Origin of the sequence: Dactylosporangium sp. CA-092794 (genome assembly GCF_050948465.1) — a bacterium.
In the GTDB taxonomy this organism is placed as follows: Bacteria; Actinomycetota; Actinomycetes; order Mycobacteriales; family Micromonosporaceae; genus Dactylosporangium.
Map to the genome: position 1 here is coordinate 11,624,178 of NZ_CP192044.1, position 17,805 is coordinate 11,641,982.

Below are 17,805 nucleotides of genomic sequence, written 5' to 3' on the forward strand. Positions count from 1 at the left end.
GCTGCCGCGGCCTTCGGCGCAGTGCCTCCCTTGGCCATGTTCTTGGCGCCCTGAGCGATGGCCCTAGACTCGGCGGACGCCGCCTTTCCAGTGGCTTGCGTCGCTGCTTTGAGTCCCGCTCCGGAGACCATCTTGGAGACTCCAGCTTTGAGTGCGGCGACGCCGGCGGCGCCGAGGCCGCCCATGAGGCCGCCGACGCTTCCCCCAGCTCAAGCCACAGTGGGGGAACATGAATTTCACACGTGCACATAAATCACTATGACGAAGATCACAACAATCCACGTTACTGAATGCCACATATCGACAACCGCCGTCGCCTGCCCCACACCGCTCGGGACGCCATCATCCGCGTCCGTTGTGCCGTGGCGTCAGTGCGGCCCCGCCGGTGACGCCCGCCGGAGGCAAGGACCCCGGCCACCCCCGGCCCTGGCAGGGAGCGAAGCGACCGCTGTCTGGCGGGAGCAACGGTCCGCAAGTGAAGCGAACCCGAGCAAAGACCAAAGGCAAAGATCCGGCACAGCGGCCTCGACGAGCGTGACCGGCGGGGCGAACGCGAGGCCCGGCCCGCTACCCGCCGGGTGCGGGGGCGGTCACGGCAACAGTTCGACGTACCCGCCGGTGCCGTGCACGCGGATCCGCTGCCCGTCGGAGATCAGCCGGGTGGCATCCACCACACCGACGACGGCCGGCAGGCCGTACTCCCGGGCGATCACCGCGCCGTGGGTCATCAGTCCTCCGACCTCGGTCACCAAGCCCGTGATGGCGACGAACAGCGGCGTCCAGCTGGGGTCCGTGTAGGCCGTGACGAGGATGTCGCCCGGTTCGAGATCGGCCTGTGCCATGTCGAGGATGACGCGGGCCCGCCCTTCGACGGTCCCGGCGGAGACCGGCAGGCCGGCCAGCGCGCCGGTCGGCAGGTCGGCGCGACGATACGCCCCGGCGATGACCTCGCCATCCGACGTGAGCACCCGGGGCGGTGTGAGCGCCTCGTACGACCTGAACGCCTCCCTGCGCCGGTCGATGAGCCGGTAGTCCGCCTGGTTCGTGCGCACGACGTCGTGCAGTTCCTGGAACCGGAGGTAGAAGATGTCCTCCTTGTGGCGGAGCACGTCGCCCTGTACTAGGCGCTCGGCCTCTGCCAGCAGGGCCTGCTTGTAGATGCAGTAGCGGCTGACCATGCCGTACTTCGGATACTCCCGGTACCCGCTGAAGGTCCGGACCCGGTCGATCATCCGCTTGGTCTCCTCGGCCTTGTGCTCGCCGTCCGGCAGGGCGCGCAAGCGCTCCAGCACGTCCCGTTCCTTCTGCTCCGCCTCCTGCAACCCTTGCTCGAAGCGGCGCTTGCCGGCTCCCGGCTCGAAGTTCTTGACGTTGCCGAGGATCAGGGGCACGAGCGTGGCAGGGCGTTCGATCCACCGCGGCCGGGTGATGTCGATCTCGCCGGCGCAGCGCATGCCGTAGCGGTCCAGCCAGGCCTCGATGGCCTCGCGCGCCTCGGGGCCGCCCTCGAGCTTGGCCAGTTCGTCCAGGAAGCCTTCGTCCCCGACGTCGTGCAGGAAGGCCACCACCTCCGGATGCGGGCGGATCACGTCGGCGACGTCCAGGAGCGCCAGGCCCATCTCCGAGGTGACGTTGTTCGGGACGGACTGCGTGAGCGTGTCGGCCGCGTTCTTCTCACCCAGCCATGCCTGCAGCTGATCGTTGAGCCACCACGTGGCCTCCATGCCCGCCATGATCACCTGCATGTGCTGCGGATGGAACTGGACCCGCTTCAGCTCCTGGAGGTCCGCCAGGATGAAGTCGAGCAGCGCCGGTCCGGACCGCGTCCGGATGTCGCGCCGGGCCGCGGCGATGGACGCCTGGCTGCGCTCGATCAGCTCGGTGACGACGGCCGGATCGGTCTCGATCGAGGCGGACGCGCCGCTGCCCGGCAGCGTCCAGGCGGGACCCTCGTCCGGGACCGGCCGGATGAAGTCGCGATCGAGGACGGTCCGCAGCGCGTCCCCGATCAGCGGATCGGATTTCCCCAGGGCCGAAAGGAAGCCGGCCCGGCTCGCCGGAGCGGCCAGCACCCGGGTGACGTCGACGAACAGCCGCCCGCCGGCCTCGGCCATCGGCCGGGGCGTCGTCAGCTGCCAGAAGGACAGCCCGAGGGGCTTCATGGCGTCGGTCATCATCTGCTGGTGCCCGACGGAGATGTAGACGTGATTCTCGTTGTCCTCGACCGCCGGGAGGGGGAACAGCGTCGTGATCGGCCGGCTCTGGACGATCTGGAAGCCGTCCTCGTCGAGGCACCATTCGATGTCCTGCGGGCGGCCGAAGTGGTCCGCTATCCGGCGGCCGAGCCGCGCCAGCCGCAGGATCTGCGCATCCGTCAGCGCGGGCCGCTCCCGCCGTTCGGGGTCGATCGCCACCTCCTGCGTACCGCCGGCCGGCACGGCCTGGATGGCGAGCCGCTTGGTGCCGACCGCTCTGCCGACGACCTCGCCATCGCGGACCGTGAAGACGTCCGCGTTCACCCGGCCGGAGACCAGCGCCTCGCCGAGGCCGAAGCCGGCCTCCACGGAGGCGACCTTCCGGTTGGATGTGACGGGGTCGGCCGTGAACAGGACGCCGGCCGCCTGCGGGAAGACCATCCGCTGCACGACCACGGCCATGTGGACCTTGCGATGGTCGATGCCGTTGCGCTGGCGGTAGGTCACGGCCCGCTCGGTGAACAGCGACGCCCAGCACCGGCTGACGTGCCGCAGGATTTCGGCCGCACCGACGACGTTCAGGTACGTGTCCTGCTGGCCGGCGAACGAGGCTGTCGGCAGGTCCTCTGCCGTCGCGCTGGATCGCACGGCACAGGCGGCCTCCGCGCCGAGCCGGGCCAGGGCGGCCGTGATCGCCGTCGCGAGATCATCCGGGATGGCGATTCCTTCGACGGTCCGGCGGATCTCCGCACTGAGCGTGCGGCTCGCCTCCCGGTCGTCCGGCTTCAGGCGCGACAGCCGGTCGAGCTGATCGCCGAGCGTCGATGCTTCCGCCATGATCCGGCGAAAGGCGGCCGTCGTCACGCAGAAGCCGGCCGGCACGCGGATGCCGTCGATCCGCGCCAACTCGCCCAGGTGCGCGCCCTTGCCGCCCACGACCGCGACCCGCGTCCGGTCGATCTCCTGCAGATCCAATACATACTGCTCGATCATGCGATAGCTCCGTCGCGCCGGCAGGTTTCAACTCCGGCCGACGATTCTGTGGCATGACCGGGGTCTTGCCGCAAGCCCCCCACTCCGCTATATGTTGAAGTTGGGGAGGAGTGACCGATCAGCCGGTCAGCCGCCGCATCGCAACGATCTCGGCCTGCTGCGTCTTCACGATGCGTCCCGCGAACTCCCTCGCATCCGGGTTGGTTCCGTGGGCCTGCTCGGCCTGAGCCATCATGATCGCTCCCTGATGGTGAGTGATCATCATCTGCAGGAACAGCCTGTCGAAGTCGCCGCCGGTCGCCGCGTTCAGCTTCGCCAGGTCGGCGCCGGACATCATGCCCGGCATCGACGGCATCCCGCTGGGCATCATCCCGCTGGGCATCATGCCGTGCGGCATCATCCCGCTCGGCATGCAATGCATGGGACAGCTCGGCATCGTGGTCGGCCGGCCCCAGGCGGTGAGCATGCCCTTCATCGTCGCGATCTCCGCCGTCTGCTCGGCACCGATCTTGGCGGCGAGGCGTTCGACGTCCGGATCGGCGGCCTTCGTCCGGGCCAGGTCGGCCATTTCCACGGCCTGTTCGTGGTGCGGGATCATCATCTGGACGAACATCGCGTCGGCGTTGTTGAAGGTCGGGTTGACGCTCACGCCGCCATTGCCCGGTGTCATGGGGGTACCGCCGCCGCTCGGGGGATCGCCACAGGCGGCGAGCGCGACGGTGGCGGTGAGGGCGGCGCCGGCCAGCACGGCGCGGCCACGGGTGGAGTAGTCCATGGGGCGCAGACCCCTTTCGACGCTGGTGTGCGCCCGACGCGGGCGTCATCAGCCGGCATGCTTCCCCCTGTGGCCGGAGTCAAGCCCGGTACCCAAGGTTGATCATCATGCCGGTCTCGGCGTGGTAGATGTTGTGGCAGTGGGTCATCCACTGGCCCGGGTTGGTGGCGTCGAGGTCGACGGTGACCGTCTGGTCCGGAAGGACGATGACGGTGTCCTTGCGCGCGCCACCGCCGGCCACCGCGAACGTGTGCCCGTGCACGTGCATCGGATGGAACATGGTGGTCCGGTTGACGAACTGCAGCCGGACCCGCTCGCCGTGGGTGACCGGGAGCGGCGCGGCGTGCTCGAACGTGGCGCCGTTGACGGTCCAGCGATAGGGCATCATGCCGCCGCCGAGTTCCAGCCGATGGGTACCGTCGGGACGCCGATCGTCGAGGCGGACCGGCTCGGCGGCGCGCAGCGTGGCCGTCATGGTCACGGCGCGGTCAAGCTCGGCCGGGCGGGCGTCGGCGGCCGGCGGGTCGCCGCCGCCGGTGCGGACCACGGCGAGGGCCTGGCCGGTCTTGCCCTCGGCGAGCGCGACCAGCGGAAACACGCCGTCGGCGAGGGTCACCGTGACGTCGGCCCGCTCCCCCATGCCCAGCAGCAGGGCGTCGGCGCCGGTCGGTGCGACGGGGAAGCCGTCGGCGTGGGTGACGGTGAGCCGGTGGCCGCCGAGGGCGATCCGGAACGCGGTGTCGGAGCCGGCGTTGACCAGCCGGATCCGGACCCGCTGCCCGGGCTTGCCGGCGAGGGTGACCGGTGCGGCGGGCGTGCGCCCGTTGATCAGATAGTGGGGGTACGTGATGTCGCCGGCGCCGCCGAGCAGCGGCGAGGTCATCGTCTCCATGCCCATGCCGCCCATGCCGCCCATGTCACCCGGCATGCCGGCCATGGACCGCAGCGAGGCCAGGACGTCGTCCGGGGTACGCCCGGTGCCGTCGACCCAGTCGTCGAGCACGACGATCCACTCGGCGTCGTAGCGGCCGGGATCGCCGGGGTCGTCCACGATCAGGACACCGTAGAGGGCGCGGTCGACCTGCACGCCGGAGTGCGGGTGGTAGAAGTACGTGCCCGGGTCCGGGGCGGTGAACTCGTAGGTGAACGACCCACCGGGCGCGATGGGCGGCTGGGTCACGCCGGGGACGCCGTCCATGTCGTTGCGCAGCGCGATGCCGTGCCAGTGCACGCTGGTGGTCACCGGCAGCCGGTTGCTCACTTCGACGTGGAGCAGGTCGCCGGCCCGGGCCCGGATCAGCGGGCCCGGCCCGGTGTCGGCGTAGCCCCAGGTCTGCACCACCGGACCGCCGAGGTCGAGGGTGACCGGCCGCGGGGTGAGCGCGGCCCGGACCGTGGCGCCGGTGTAGTGGCGGGCGGCTTCGACCCGGCCGACGAGGCCGTCGTGCGGGTCGAGCAGCCGTGGCGCCCGGTCGAACAGCCCGGTCCCCCAGGCGGTGGCGAGCCCGGCACCGGCGAGGCCGGTCAGGCCGGCGGCGCCGGCGAGCAGCCGGCGGCGGGTGATGGTGGGCATGTGGTGGCTCCTCGGTACGTCAGTTCAGGTGTTTGCGGACCTGAGTGAGCAGGTCGGCCGGGGAGAGGTACATGGAGGGGTACTCGCCGTACCAGCGCTGCACGCCGTCACGGTCGATGAGGACGAAGCTGTGGCCGGGCAGGCCGGCGTGCATGCCGCGGCCGAGGGTGCCGTAGGCGCGGGAGACGGTGCCGTCGTCGAGCAGGAACGGGGTGCGCACGCCGTTGGTGGCCATGTCGGCCCGGATCTGGGCGGCGGTGTTCATGACGATCGGCAGCACGGTGACGCCGGCGGTGGCGAAGTCGGCGGCGTGGCGCTCGATGTCGGCCATCTGGTAGAGGCAGGACTGGCAGCCCGCGCCCTCGGAGAAGTAGAGCACGACGGTGCGGCCGCGGTAGGCGGCGAGGTGCACCTGCGCGCCGCCGGTGTCGGTCAGGGTGAAGTCCGGCGCGGTACGGATGGTGCCGTCGCTGGTGGTGCGCGCGCTCCACGCCATCGCCGCGACGACGGCCACGACCGCGGCGAGGGCGATGCCCCACCACAACGGGCGCCGGTCCGGACGGCGCGCGGCCGGGCGGCGAGGGTGAGGCCTGGTCCTGGTGGTCATCTCCGTGCCTCCTTGGCCGGAATCGGGTGGCAGTGCTCGGCGGGCGGTGCCCCGGGCTCGGGCGGCTCGGGGGCGGGTGGCGCGGGGGCGGGTGGCGCGGGGGCGGGTGGCGCGGGGGCGGGTGGCGCGGCGCGGTCGCGATGCCGGTCGGCGAGGGTGGCCCAGGCGAGCCCGGCGGCCACGGCGAGGACGAGCAGGCCGAGGATTGGCTCGGGTACCGGTGAAAGCCACTGCTGCAACTGGGTGAACTGCCGCTCCAGCCAGTGCCCGATCGCGGCCTGGAAGCCGGGGCCGGCGGTCATCCGCTCGGCGCCGGCCAGGTAGACGATGAACCCGCCCATCGCCGCGAACCCGGCGGCGACCAGCAGGTTGACGGTGTTGGTGACGACGCTCCACCGGCCCAGGCGCAGCCGGACCGGGCGGGCCCGCAGCCACGGCTTCTCGCGCAGCCGCAGCCGGTCCCAGGCCAGGGCCATGAGAAACAGCGGGAACGTCATGCCGAGCACGAACGCGAGCCCGAGCAGGGTGCCGCCCAGCGCCGAGCCGGACAGCGCCGACAGCGTCATCACCCCGGCCAGCACCGGCGCGCAGCAGCTGGAGGCGATGCCGGAGAACACGCCGAGGGCGAAGAAGCTCGCCGAGTCGCCCCGCGCCGTGTCCGGCGCCCGCAGGAACGACGGCAGGCTCCACATGTGCCCCGACAGCGAGTACGCGGCCAGCAGCAGCATCAGCGCGCCGCCGGCGTAGTAGAACGGGGCGTGGTACTTCGCGATGGTCCCCGCCACCAGGCTCATCCCGAGCGTGATCGGCACCATGACCAGCGCCAGACCCGCGGCGAAGACGAAGGTCAGCGGCAGCAGCCGCCAGCGGCGGTTCTTCACCGCCGCGGCCAGGTAACTCGGGGCGAGAAACACGATGCAGCACGGCGCGAACAACGCCACCATCCCGGCGAAGAACGCCGCCAGGACACTGCCCGTACCCAGCAGGGTCATGGCGCCGCCACCTCCCGCCGGGCCGCCAGGCGCGCGGCCAGCTTGCGCCGCGGGAGCCGGCCGGCGCTGAAGTACTCCCCGTCGAGCAGCACCAGCGGGAACATCGCCGGCCGGTGCTCGGCGACGAGGACGGCGCCGGCATCACTGCTGGCGGCGACCAGCTCGACCCGCAGCGGCATCCGCTCGGCGAGCTCGGCCAGGGCCTGCTCCGCGTCGGCGCAGAAGTGGCAGGCCGGGGTATGGACCAGCGTGACGGTCGATGGCATCGAGGGCTCCTCGCAGTCGGCTCCGGACTCGAGAGTTCGCCCGATCTATGGGGAAACCCCGGCGGCTTCCCTGAAGATTCGATGAAGCCCGCCATGCCCACCGGGAGCGGTGCGGTTGGTCGGAGTCGGCCGGTACCGTGAGGTCGTGGCGCATGCGGTCAACGGCACGCTCGGGCGGGCAGCCCGGCTGGCCCTGTTGCTCGCCACCCTCCTCGGCCTGACCGCCATGCACACGCTCGGCCACGCCGGCCCGCATCTGGCCGGCGACCACCGGCACCCGCCGGTCGCCGAGCATGCCGCCGTGATGCCCGTCGCCGCCGCCCTGAGTGCCGCCGTCACGGGCTGCGCCGGTGGTGGTTGCGCGGACATGCTGCTGGGCTCCGGACACGGTCACGGCGGCATGGACGGCTGGGCCGTGTGCCTGGCCGTCCTGGTCGCCTTCGCCGTCATCGTCCTGACCGCCATGCTGCTTGCCCGCCGCGGCGCCACAACCACGGCGGCAGGCTTACGGGCGGCCCGGCACGCCGGTCCGCGCGCTCCGCCGCCCCGGCCGTTCGGCCTCGCCCTCGCCACGGTGTCGGTCCTGCGCACGTAGGACGCCCCGCACGACGCCGGCCCAGCGCCGGTGTCGGTGCCGCCGCGTCCCGTGCAGGTCTCGTTCGACACCGAAAGGTCACCGCATCATGAAGCGCACCCTCGTGCGCCGCGCCATCCTGGCCGGCGCCGCCCTCGCCACCGCTCTGGTCCTCGCCGCCTGTGGCGGCGGGCACGACCAGATGCCCGGCATGAACCCGGCCGGCGGCGGCTCATCGGGCGTCACCGCGGTCAACAACGCCGACGCGATGTTCGCCCAGATGATGATCCCGCACCACCGGCAGGCGGTGGAGATGGCCACGCTCGCCGACACCCGCGCCACCGACCCCGAGGTCAAGGCCCTCGCCGCGCAGATCAAGGCCGCCCAGGACCCCGAGATCCAGACCATGCAGGACTGGCTCACCTCGTGGGGCAAACCCATGCCGGCGATGAGCGACGGCATGGGCGGCATGACCCACGGCGACATGCCCGGCATGCCCGCGACATCGGCCATGCCGGGGATCATGTCCGACACCGACCTGGCCAACCTCAAGGCGGCCAAGGGCAGGAACTTCGACCAGCAGTTCTGCACCATGATGATCGCCCACCATCAGGGCGCCATCACCATGGCCGGCCAGGAACTGGCCAACGGCACCAACCCCGACGCGAAGGCCCTCGCCCAGAAGATCATCACCGCCCAGCAGGCCGAGATCGACACGATGAAGAAGATCCTCGCCCGGCTGTAACAACCGTCGCGGGTGCCCGCGACGCACGACGACGCCAGGGCACCCGCGTAGCGGCGCACGCCCGCGGCTCGTGCGCCGGAGGTGGCGAAGATGACGATGAGCAGGGCGCCGTCGAAGGTCTGTCCGATGCCGCGGCGCCGAGCGACTGCGATGCTTCCCCCCGGCCACCCACCCGCGCGGAGGTCTGCGAGCGTGTGTCCGGATAGGGAGGTGTGGTGGAGGCGGAGGAGTCGTTCCACGCGTATGTGTCAGGCCGTTTGGCGGCGCTATCCCGGATGGCGTACCTGCTATGCGGTGACCGGCACACGGCGGAGGATCTGGTACAGGTGACCTTGGTCAGGGTCGCGCGGCACTGGGACCGGGTGGTCTCCGGCGGCGATCCGGACCGGTACGTGCGGCGCACCATGGTCAGCCAGCACGTGTCGCTGTGGCGGCGTCGCTGGCGGCACGTGCAGCTGAGTGAGCAGCCGCCGGACCGCCCGGTGCCGGACAGCGCGGACGCCGTCACCACGGCGCTCGCGGTGCAAGCCGCGCTGGCGAAGCTGGCGCCGCGTCAGCGGGCGGTGCTGGTCCTGCGGTACTTCGAAGACCTGACGGAGATCGAGACCGCCGAGACGATGCGCTGCTCGGTCTCGACAGTGAAGAGTCAGACCCGCGACGCTCTCGCCGCGCTGCGCGCCAGGGCACCCGAGCTGGCCGACCTGACGGAGGTGCTGTGATGACCGTGCCGTTGCGTGACACGCTGCGTGAGTTGGGCGAGCAGATGCCACCCGCCCGGCTGCCTGAGGATCTTTGGCGGCGCGGGAGACGGCAGCGGCACCGGACAAAGATCATCACCGCTGCCGTCGCGATCGCCGCAGCGCTGTTGTGCGCGACTGTCGCCGTCGCGCCCGGCCTGCACGTCGAGCCCCAGCCGGCCGGGGGCGGGCCGGTCATTCCCCGGAGCGTCGAGTTGCCGTATCTCTGGCAGGCGACGGTCGATATGGCGCCGCCCGGCCCGGCCACGGTGCTGTTCGGCGGCGACAGTTGGGGGCTGGGCAGCGATCCGTTCGAGGAGGAGGGTGGCAAGCTCGCCGTTGTCGGCCGCGACGGCGCCTACCGTATGCTGCGCTATCCGGTGCATGGGCTGCGTGCTGGGCAGGATGTGCGGCTGTCGCCGGACGGCAGCCTCGTCGCGCAGAGCGTGCTGACCGGCGGCCCGGCTGGGTGGCTGGTGGTCACCGACCTGCGCACCGGCCGCGGCCGGGGCTATGGCGTTGGGCCGTCGGCCTGCTGCTTTGAGGTCGCGGCGTGGCGGCCGGACAGCGGCGCTGTCCTGGTGTTGCACCGTACCGGCAGCGTCGTGCTGGGAGGTGTCGGCCAGACCGAGGGCCCGCCGGCGCAGTACGTCCTGGTCGACCTGGCCGGCGGCGCGCTGGTGCCGGTCGACGACGTCTTCGTGCGAGACCCCGTCGTCTCGGCGTGGGTGGCGGCGTTCGCGCCGGACGGTCGCGGGTTCGTCGCGACGCGGCCGGCTGCCGGCGGCGGCACCGAGCTGCGCGGCTACGACGCCGCCGGTCAGCGGCGGTGGAGCCGCGACCTCGGCGACCGGCGGCGGCTGGCCGGCGCGGGCGCCTACACGCCGGACGGTTCGGCCGTGGCGCTGCTGAGCGTCGACGGCTGCGCCGACACGAAGGAGTGCGACCACGACCAGCTCGCCGCCCGGCGATGGCGGGTCTCCTACGTGGACGCCGCCACCGGCGCGGACCGTGAAGGGCCGGCGCTGCCGGCGGTGACCGGTCCAGCGGTACGAGCGCTCGGCTGGCACGGCGACACCCTCGTCGTCGTGCAGTACGAGCTCGAGGACGACATCCGGCAGGAGCCGGACGACACGGGCTGGGCGGAGACCCGGCACGTCCGTGTGCTGGCGCTGCGGCCGGACGGCACCGCGGGCGTCGTGCTGGACCCGCCGGCCGGCGTCAGCTCCATCGACATCGCGCAGGACCTGCTCGGCGACGGCCGGTTCGGCGGCCCGGTACCAGCGCCCGCGGCGCTGCCCGCCCGCTGGTCGGTGGTCGCCCAGGGGGCGCTGTTCCTGCTGGTGCCGATGCTGCTGGCGACCGCCGCCGCCGTCGTGATCCTGCGGGCGATCCGCCGGCGCCGCACCGCCACCCGGGCGTAGCCGAAGCCGCCGGCCGGGCAGGAGCTGCCCGGCCGGCGGCGGTCTGTGCTCAGTGGGTCAGGACCCGGTCACCAGGCGGGGCCGAAGCGTCCCCGGCAGGGGCATCGACCGAATATCTCCTGCTCCCACCACGGCCGCAGAGTCAGGTGGGTGCCGTGGATGTTCACCCAGCGCCGCGGCCGGTACCAGGTAGAGTTGACCCTCATCCAATCTACCGGGTCATACAGCGAATCAACGTCCCTGAAGATCCCGGTCGATGTTTGCCCGGGCCGCAGCCTTGGCGTAGAGCCGTTGCCGTTCGGGTACTCCGCAATGAAGATGGAGTGGTTACGTCTATTGGTAACCCGACCACAGGGCTTCCATATGATCTTGAACCATTTCCACGACATACAGTCGCCCGTCGCTCGGCCCGTGACGTCGGAGCACCCTACCGGCCGACCTTTGCAGTAGTCGTATGCGTTCGCGCTGCCGCCCGCGACCGGGTCGACCGACAGGAACCGCCCGGTGGTCGGGTTGTAGAGGCGGACCCCCATGAGCACGATCCCGGCGGGCTGGTCAGCGGCGCGCAGCGCGCCGCCCTGCCACGCGTACCGGATGGTGCCGATCAGCGTCGGGTTGCGCGTCGCGCCGTACTCGGTCGTCTCGCTCGTCAACGACGGCGTCACGTCCGTCCCGACGACCGATATGACCAGGTTCCCGGCCAAGTCCTGCGGTTGCCACACCACGTCGGTGGCGCCGCCCGCGCTCGTGGCGAGCGCTGTCACCCCGCCGACGCCGAGGATCGGCCGGGTCGAGACGCCGCCCCCCTCGTCGGTCCACGCCGGCATGTCCTGGTCGCCGTCGGCGTAGTGGTTGACGTGGGTGGTCGTGCCGTCGGTCCACGAGGCGACCCGGCCGCCGGTGACGTCCAGTGCGAAGCTGTTTGTGACTTCGTTCTGCGCCAGCGACGCCTCGAGGTCGTTGACGTAGTACCCGACGGTCATGTCGCCGGCGCCGGGCGTGAGGGTGTCGGCCGCCGGAACGGTGGTGCTGCGGCCGAGCGCGTCGTAGACGTAGCCGCCGCCGGTGACCCGGCTCGCGGTGTCGTAGGTCCACGTCCGGCTGCTCGCCGCCGTGGTGGCCTGGCACGCGCCGCCGGCCCCCGGGCCGTAAACGTTCTGCCCGCTGCGGTCGGTCGCGGTGTTGAACCCGTACGTGCGAGTTGTGCACTCCCCGTTGACGGTGTCTTTCACCGTTGTTAGCCGCTGCCCGGCGTCGTAGCCGAAGTCCTGCGCGGACAGCGTCGACACCTGCCCGGACAACAGGCCGTTCGCGCCGGGCTCCGCGCTCTGCATGAACAGCGTGCAGTCGGCCTGGCCGCATCCGGTCCGGGTGTACGTGACCGCAACCTCGCTGCCGCGCTCGTCGCGCTGGTGGGTCACGCCAAGACTGTTCGGCCAGCTCTCGGTGACCAGCGCGCCGTTAGCGTCGTAGGCGCCGGTGAATGTGCCGGCCTGCGAGTCGGCGACCTGGGTAAGCAGGCCCCGGTTCTCGCCGTTCTGGTCGTAGGTATATGTGCGGGTGCCCAGGCCGTCGCTGACAGTGGAGATCCGCGAGTGCAGGTCATACCCTGTCGTCGTCACGTTGCCGGCCGCGTCGGTGTACGACGTGACCCGGCCCAGGGTGTCGTAGCTCGTCGTCGACTGCGCCGTGACGGTGGCGCCGTTGAGGGTCTGAACGTTGACCACCTGGCCGGTGGCCGGGTCGTAGACGTACCGCCGGGTCGGCACCGGCGAGCCGATGGCCGCGGTCACCGCTACGGTCGAGATCCGCCCCGCGCCGTCATAGGTGGTCGTGGTGGTGCGCAGGGTTCCGCTGGAAATCTTCTCGGTCAGCGTCGCTGGCTGGTCGAGCAGATCGTAGGTGGTGACGGTGTACGGCAGCTGCGGCCCACTTGCTGGCTGGCCGCCGGGCTGGGTCCGGCAGGCGAGGCCCGCCCACTCGGGGTGGCCGCCGCACTCGGCGTACGTGCCGTTCGCCGCTGTGCTGTAGTACACGGTGATCGTCGTCGCCGGCGTGTTGGTGCTGGTACCGCCGGCCGGCTGGGTCGTCGATGTGACGAGCCCGGTCGCCGCGTCGTAGGCGGTGCTGGTGCGCAGCGCGAGTCCGGCGGGGTCGACGATGACCTGCAGCGGCTGGAGCAGGGACCAGTCGTAGACGGTCTTCGTGGTCTCCAGGTCGGCGTCGTGCTGCGTGCCGTCCGTGTCCCAGTAGCGCAGCCCGGTCACCACGGTCGTGGCGAAGTTGTGCGCCGGCGTGCCGGCCGGGATGCCCTCGTCATAGGTGGTCAGGGTGACCTCACGGGCGTCCTTCGACACGCCGCTCGCGAGCCGTACGTGGTGCATCGGCCCGAGCACCGTGGTCAGCCGCCGCCCGTCCGCAGAGTACACACTGAGGTTGGACTTCGTCCGGGCCAGCGCCGCCTCCTCGGTCACGGTGTCCGTCGCCGACGCCGCAAGCGCCGAGGCCCGGTTCGTGGCCGACAGCGTACGGCTGATGTTGCCGAAGTCGTCGTACCAGGTGGTGTCGATGTTCCCGCCGGGCGTGGCGAGGTTGATCCGGCGGCCGTTGGCGTCGAGGTAGGTCACCGTGGCCCTGGTCCAGGAGGTCGGCAGAACGCCGGTCGTCTGGTTGCCGCCGGGTACTTGCCCGGGGTCGAACACCGCTGTGGCCGTGACCGCCGGGGTGGTCTGGGCCCAGCGGGCGATCTGGCCCGCCGACAGGTCGTACGGCGCTCCCGAGCCGGAGACCGGTACGTTGTAGACGACTGTCGTCACCGCGGTGCCGGAACTGAGTGCGGACCGGCTCACGGAGGCGAGGCGTCCCGCGCCCGCGTCCCCGGGAACGATGGTGTACCCCAGCGTCCAGGGCTGCTGGGCGATCGGCGTGACCGTGGCGATCGTGCCGTCTGTGTTGTACGCGTACGTGGTCCAAAGGTGCGTAGCGCTGTTGTCTAGGCGCGGATCCCACTGCGCGGTGAGCCGGCCGTTACTGTCGTAGCTGTACGCGGCCACGGCGACGTTCTTCATCGCGGCGGTCGCCGGATCCCAGGCGGTGAGGCTGACCTGCTTGACCCGGCCGGTGTAGTCGCCCCACCCGGCCTGGGCCGTCCCCGTCGCGGTGGTCGCGGTGGCGTAGGTAAACGTCAGGGCCCGGCAGCCGCGCACCAGGGTGGCGCAGCTGACGCCGGACGGCACCGGCGCGAGAATCTGCGTCGGCCGGGTGACGGTCGCGCCGTCTACCGTAACCGTCTCCCACGACATCGCCGACGTCTGGCCGTTGCCCGGCGTCGTCACCGACGACACGGTGTACTGCCCCGTCGGGCCGCCCGCCATGCGGCGGAAGACGACCACGTCGCCGTCGTTCTCGCTGAGCGTGTACGCATCGGTGCCACTGTTGTATGTCAGCGACAGCGTCTCTTTGCCCGCCTCCGGTGTGAAGGCCGACGCCGACGCGGCGGTAAAGCCAATCGTCGACCCGTCCGGGACCTTGACCTGGACCAGGGAGCCCGTGACAGTGAGACCGGAGTACGGCGCGTCAGCGGCGGTCGCCGTCGAGGTCCAGCCAGGCCCGAACATGTGCGTGGTGTCGAACACGCCGGCCTGGCGGCTATTGAAGCCGCGCGACAAGCTCAGGTTCGTGCCGTACGAGGCGACATTGACGTCAACGTTGGAGACGTTGTACGCGCCCGTCAGCAGGTTGACAGATCCCGGCCCGATCTCGGTGCTCTCAGCGTCGGCCCGGTCCGGGTCGAGGGTGAACCGCAGCCCCGGCGTCGTGAACGACGGCGTGCCGGCGGTCCCGCTGAAGGCCGCCCGCACCTGCAGCGGCCCGGCAAGCGCGGTCGCCCCGCCGAGGGTCGCCTTGACGTTCCAGTTCAGCGACGGGGTCAGCGCCGCGGTCTTCGCGACGGGCCAGATGACGGCGCCGCCGCCCGACGTGTAGGTGACATCAGCGGCCGGGATCGTGGCCCAGACGTCCGTGTCGGCACGCCGCCACTGGAACGTGGCGCCGGTGGCCGTGGCCGGGCCGGTCGCCTGCAGCAGGGTAGTGGTCGCGGCGACCGTGCCCACCGTCGGGGCGGTAATCGAGCCCGAGCCGACATTGAACTGGTACGAGCGCACCGGCGACTTGTTGCCGGCCCGGTCCACCGCCTGCACGTACAGGGTGTGCGCGCCGTCCGACGACGGCGTCACCGACACCGTGGCGTTGCCGCCGAGCGACGCCGCGGCGACGGAGGCGCCGGGCGTGGGGATGTCGAGGTCGTACAGGTACGAGGCGATGTCGCTGGTGCCGCCGGCGCTGAACGTGAAGCTGGCCGCGGTGCCCGCATAGACGGCCGGCGTGCCCGCGCTGTAGGTGAAGATGACCGCCGTATCGTTGTTCAGGCTGGCGGTGTGGTACGAGAACTGCGTCGCGCTCGTGCCGTCGGCATCCTCCACCCCAGCGAGTGCTCCAGAGCCTTGCTCGTAGGCGTTGTCGATGCCGGAGTAGTTGAGCTTGATGGTGCCGCTGTTCTCGGTGAACAACACCTCGGCGTTCTGCCGGCGGGTCTGGTCCGCGAACTGACTGGCGTTGTTCCACTCGATGAGGAACGTCCGGTTCGGCGACGTGCCGCTCGTCGCGGTCCGGACGCTCGCCGAGCCGTCCACGATCAGGTCCTGGCCGAACACGTAGATTGCGGCGTTCGGGTCGGCGCTGTTGGGCAACTGCACGATGTCGTCCGGATGGGAACCGTGTGGGTCCACAAAGGACACCATGCCGTTGGTGTCGATCCACGCCGAACTGTAGGACTGGCCGTAGAAGCTGGCCGGGAACGGCAGGCTGATCTGCTGTACCGCGTCGTCACCGGTCAGCGCCAGCGTCGTCGTGCCCGCCACATACGGGGTGCTGACCGTGCTGGTCGTGTAGCCGGCCAACTGCCCGGTCCAGGTGTTCTCCGGGAACGTCGACGACGACACCCCTGGCTGAGTGCCCGGTGCGGCCGTGTCGACGGCGAACTCACAGTACGAACTGTAGGCCCCCGTCGTGCTGCCGTCGGTGCCGCGGACTCGCCACCGGTAGGTGCCGTTGTTGCCGATCGCCCCCGACGGAATGGTCGCCTCGAACGTCGAACCCGACGCCTGCGGCCCGACCGTCGTGGAGCCCAGCACCGTACCGCCGGTCCCCGACCACTCGAATGTCGCCGACACCGGCGACCCCTCCGGGTCCGTCACCTGCGCCCGCAGCTTCGGCTGCGTCTTGTTGATGAACGGCCGGCCGCCACCTGTGACGCATTCCGTGGACGGATCCGTCGACCGCGCCGTCACCTGCGGCGTGCCGTTGAACGTCACCACGGCGTACGGCGGGTTGGCTCCTTCAGAGGAATGGAACCGCTTCCACGACAGGTGATCGGTCTCGTTGGTGGCCCGCAACCCCATCGTGAGCACGCTGTAGGTCGACCCGATCTGGAAAAATCCGGTTGCCGGGGCGGAAACCCAGCCATCGTTACACGACGAGCTGAAGCCCTTGGTCTGGGTCGACGTGCCGTACTTCGCTTTCCACGTCGGCTGGTTCGTCCACCTCGTGGCAGTGGACACGAAATCGGTGTCCCACACCTCCCACGACGCCGCCGTGCACGACCACGAATGGTAGTTCCACAGATAGACCGTCGCGGAGTTCACCTGTGCCCCGGCCAGGAACGCGGTGTTCCAGGTCAGGAACGACCGGGCTGTCCACGTCCCGCCGTCGTCGGAGTATCCGAGCTTCAGATCGGTCGAGCCGGACTGGTCATCGACCCAGCCGGTCTGCACGAACGTGTCGAACGTCGGATAGATCGTCGGGTCAATCGTGATCGGAAACGTCAGATCCGGCGAGGCCAGGAACTGCGGGTCCGGCGCCAGTTCCAGGGTGATGTTCGCGCCCCGTTGCACCGCCGACAGCCCGACGCTACCGACCCGCAGGTGATCCAGCGACTGCGCACCGACCGAGGCGTCCCACATCGACGGCGCCGGGATCCGGCCGGCGTCCTTGCCGTCCTTGCCCTCGAACAGCAGACCACCCGCACCGTCCGGGGTGACGGTCAGCCTCGGCGCCTTCAGCCGCAGGGTCAGCTTCCCCGACCTCGACAGCGCCTCCCGGGTCTTCACCACGAAGAACTGCTCGTAACCGGTCCGGGTCGACTCGATCACCAGGTCGACGCCGTCGAGCACGTCCGTATACGTGGCGCGCGTCCCGTCGACGGCCGGCCTCGGCAGCCTGCCCGGCCAGACCAGGCCCACCGCATCGTCGCCGCTGCCGAGCGTCACCACGTCATGCTCGCCGTCCCCGGCCGCACCCGACAGCTTCAACCCGCGCGGATGCGCCTTCGCCGACACCGAACCATCCGCATCCGCCTGCAACGCGAAGTCGACCGGCTTCCAACCGCCCTTACCATCGCGCATCCGCACCGGACCCGCATGCTGCTCCGCCGTCAGCGACCCATCCGGATTCGCCCACATCTGCAGCGTCTCGGACTTCTCCCCCGACACCTCCACCTTGCCGCCGCACAACCGGGCCGCCATCACCGCCGACACCCGATCCACGCGGTCTGCCGGACAAGCCGGCTTGCCCGCCGGCGCAGCCTGCGCAGGTTTCGGCGGGGTCACGAGATCGACCAGCGTCACGGCCAACACCAGCGCGAGAGCGTAGGTCACGCCTCGGCCAAAACCACGGCCGAAGTACTCGGCCAAGACAATGAAGCAGCCTCGATGGCGCCACGGCGCGTTCCGCATGACTCGGCCTCCCCGCTGGATGGTCACGACGGTGATCGAGACCCTACGGAGCGGCTTCGGCGACGGTCAATGAATACTTCACGTTTTCCACAGGCTTCTCACAGGCTTCCCACAGCTAGCGAAACCCAATGAG

Annotated in this window: 11 protein-coding genes; 4 read left to right on the forward strand and 7 right to left on the reverse strand. The window is 70.8% G+C overall.

What is annotated here, in order from left to right; translation table 11 throughout:
* Positions 1–590: 590 nt before the first annotated feature.
* From rph to ACQPXD_RS50360, 6 genes are all read right to left on the reverse strand, one after another.
* On the reverse strand, positions 591–3,188 hold the full coding sequence (gene rph, locus ACQPXD_RS50335) for a rifamycin-inactivating phosphotransferase (RefSeq protein WP_432831325.1): 2,598 nt from the start codon (positions 3,186–3,188) through the stop codon (positions 591–593).
* Between the two features lie 118 nt (positions 3,189–3,306).
* Positions 3,307–3,963 (reverse strand): DUF305 domain-containing protein, encoded by a 657-nt coding sequence (locus ACQPXD_RS50340; RefSeq protein ID WP_432831327.1) that lies wholly within the window; start codon positions 3,961–3,963, stop codon positions 3,307–3,309.
* A 79-nt stretch (positions 3,964–4,042) separates the two neighbouring features.
* A complete protein-coding gene (locus ACQPXD_RS50345; protein WP_432831329.1) occupies positions 4,043–5,536 on the reverse strand; it encodes a multicopper oxidase family protein in 1,494 nt (497 codons plus the stop codon).
* Between the two features lie 19 nt (positions 5,537–5,555).
* A complete protein-coding gene (locus tag ACQPXD_RS50350; RefSeq protein ID WP_432831331.1) occupies positions 5,556–6,143 on the reverse strand; it encodes a peroxiredoxin family protein in 588 nt (195 codons plus the stop codon).
* Positions 6,140–7,135 (reverse strand): cytochrome c biogenesis CcdA family protein, encoded by a 996-nt coding sequence (locus ACQPXD_RS50355; protein ID WP_432831333.1) that lies wholly within the window; start codon positions 7,133–7,135, stop codon positions 6,140–6,142. Before ACQPXD_RS50355 ends, ACQPXD_RS50350 begins: the two co-directional genes overlap by 4 nt.
* The gene (locus ACQPXD_RS50360; RefSeq protein ID WP_432831335.1) at positions 7,132–7,401 is read right to left on the reverse strand and encodes a hypothetical protein; all 270 of its coding nucleotides are present in this window, start codon (positions 7,399–7,401) and stop codon (positions 7,132–7,134) included. Before ACQPXD_RS50360 ends, ACQPXD_RS50355 begins: the two co-directional genes overlap by 4 nt.
* A 145-nt stretch (positions 7,402–7,546) precedes the next feature.
* Here ACQPXD_RS50360 and ACQPXD_RS50365 point away from each other — a divergent pair, with 145 nt between their 5' ends.
* The 4 genes from ACQPXD_RS50365 to ACQPXD_RS50380 all read left to right on the forward strand — a co-directional run bounded on the left by ACQPXD_RS50365 (position 7,547) and on the right by ACQPXD_RS50380 (position 10,881).
* Positions 7,547–7,996: a DUF6153 family protein gene (locus tag ACQPXD_RS50365; RefSeq protein ID WP_432831337.1), complete on the forward strand. Its 450-nt coding sequence runs from the start codon at positions 7,547–7,549 to the stop codon at positions 7,994–7,996.
* Positions 7,997–8,084: 88 nt separating this feature from the next.
* Entirely contained in the window at positions 8,085–8,720 is a 636-nt protein-coding gene (locus tag ACQPXD_RS50370; RefSeq protein ID WP_432831339.1) for a DUF305 domain-containing protein, read from the forward strand.
* A gap of 215 nt (positions 8,721–8,935) precedes the next feature.
* On the forward strand, positions 8,936–9,439 hold the full coding sequence (locus ACQPXD_RS50375) for a SigE family RNA polymerase sigma factor (protein ID WP_432831341.1): 504 nt from the start codon (positions 8,936–8,938) through the stop codon (positions 9,437–9,439).
* On the forward strand, positions 9,439–10,881 hold the full coding sequence (locus ACQPXD_RS50380) for a hypothetical protein (RefSeq protein ID WP_432831343.1): 1,443 nt from the start codon (positions 9,439–9,441) through the stop codon (positions 10,879–10,881). The genes ACQPXD_RS50375 and ACQPXD_RS50380 overlap by 1 nt, the downstream gene beginning before the upstream one ends.
* A gap of 68 nt (positions 10,882–10,949) precedes the next feature.
* Here the strand turns inward: ACQPXD_RS50380 and ACQPXD_RS50385 are convergent, their stop codons facing one another.
* Positions 10,950–17,630 (reverse strand): RHS repeat-associated core domain-containing protein, encoded by a 6,681-nt coding sequence (locus ACQPXD_RS50385; protein WP_432831345.1) that lies wholly within the window; start codon positions 17,628–17,630, stop codon positions 10,950–10,952.
* Between the last annotated feature and the right edge of the window lie 175 nt (positions 17,631–17,805).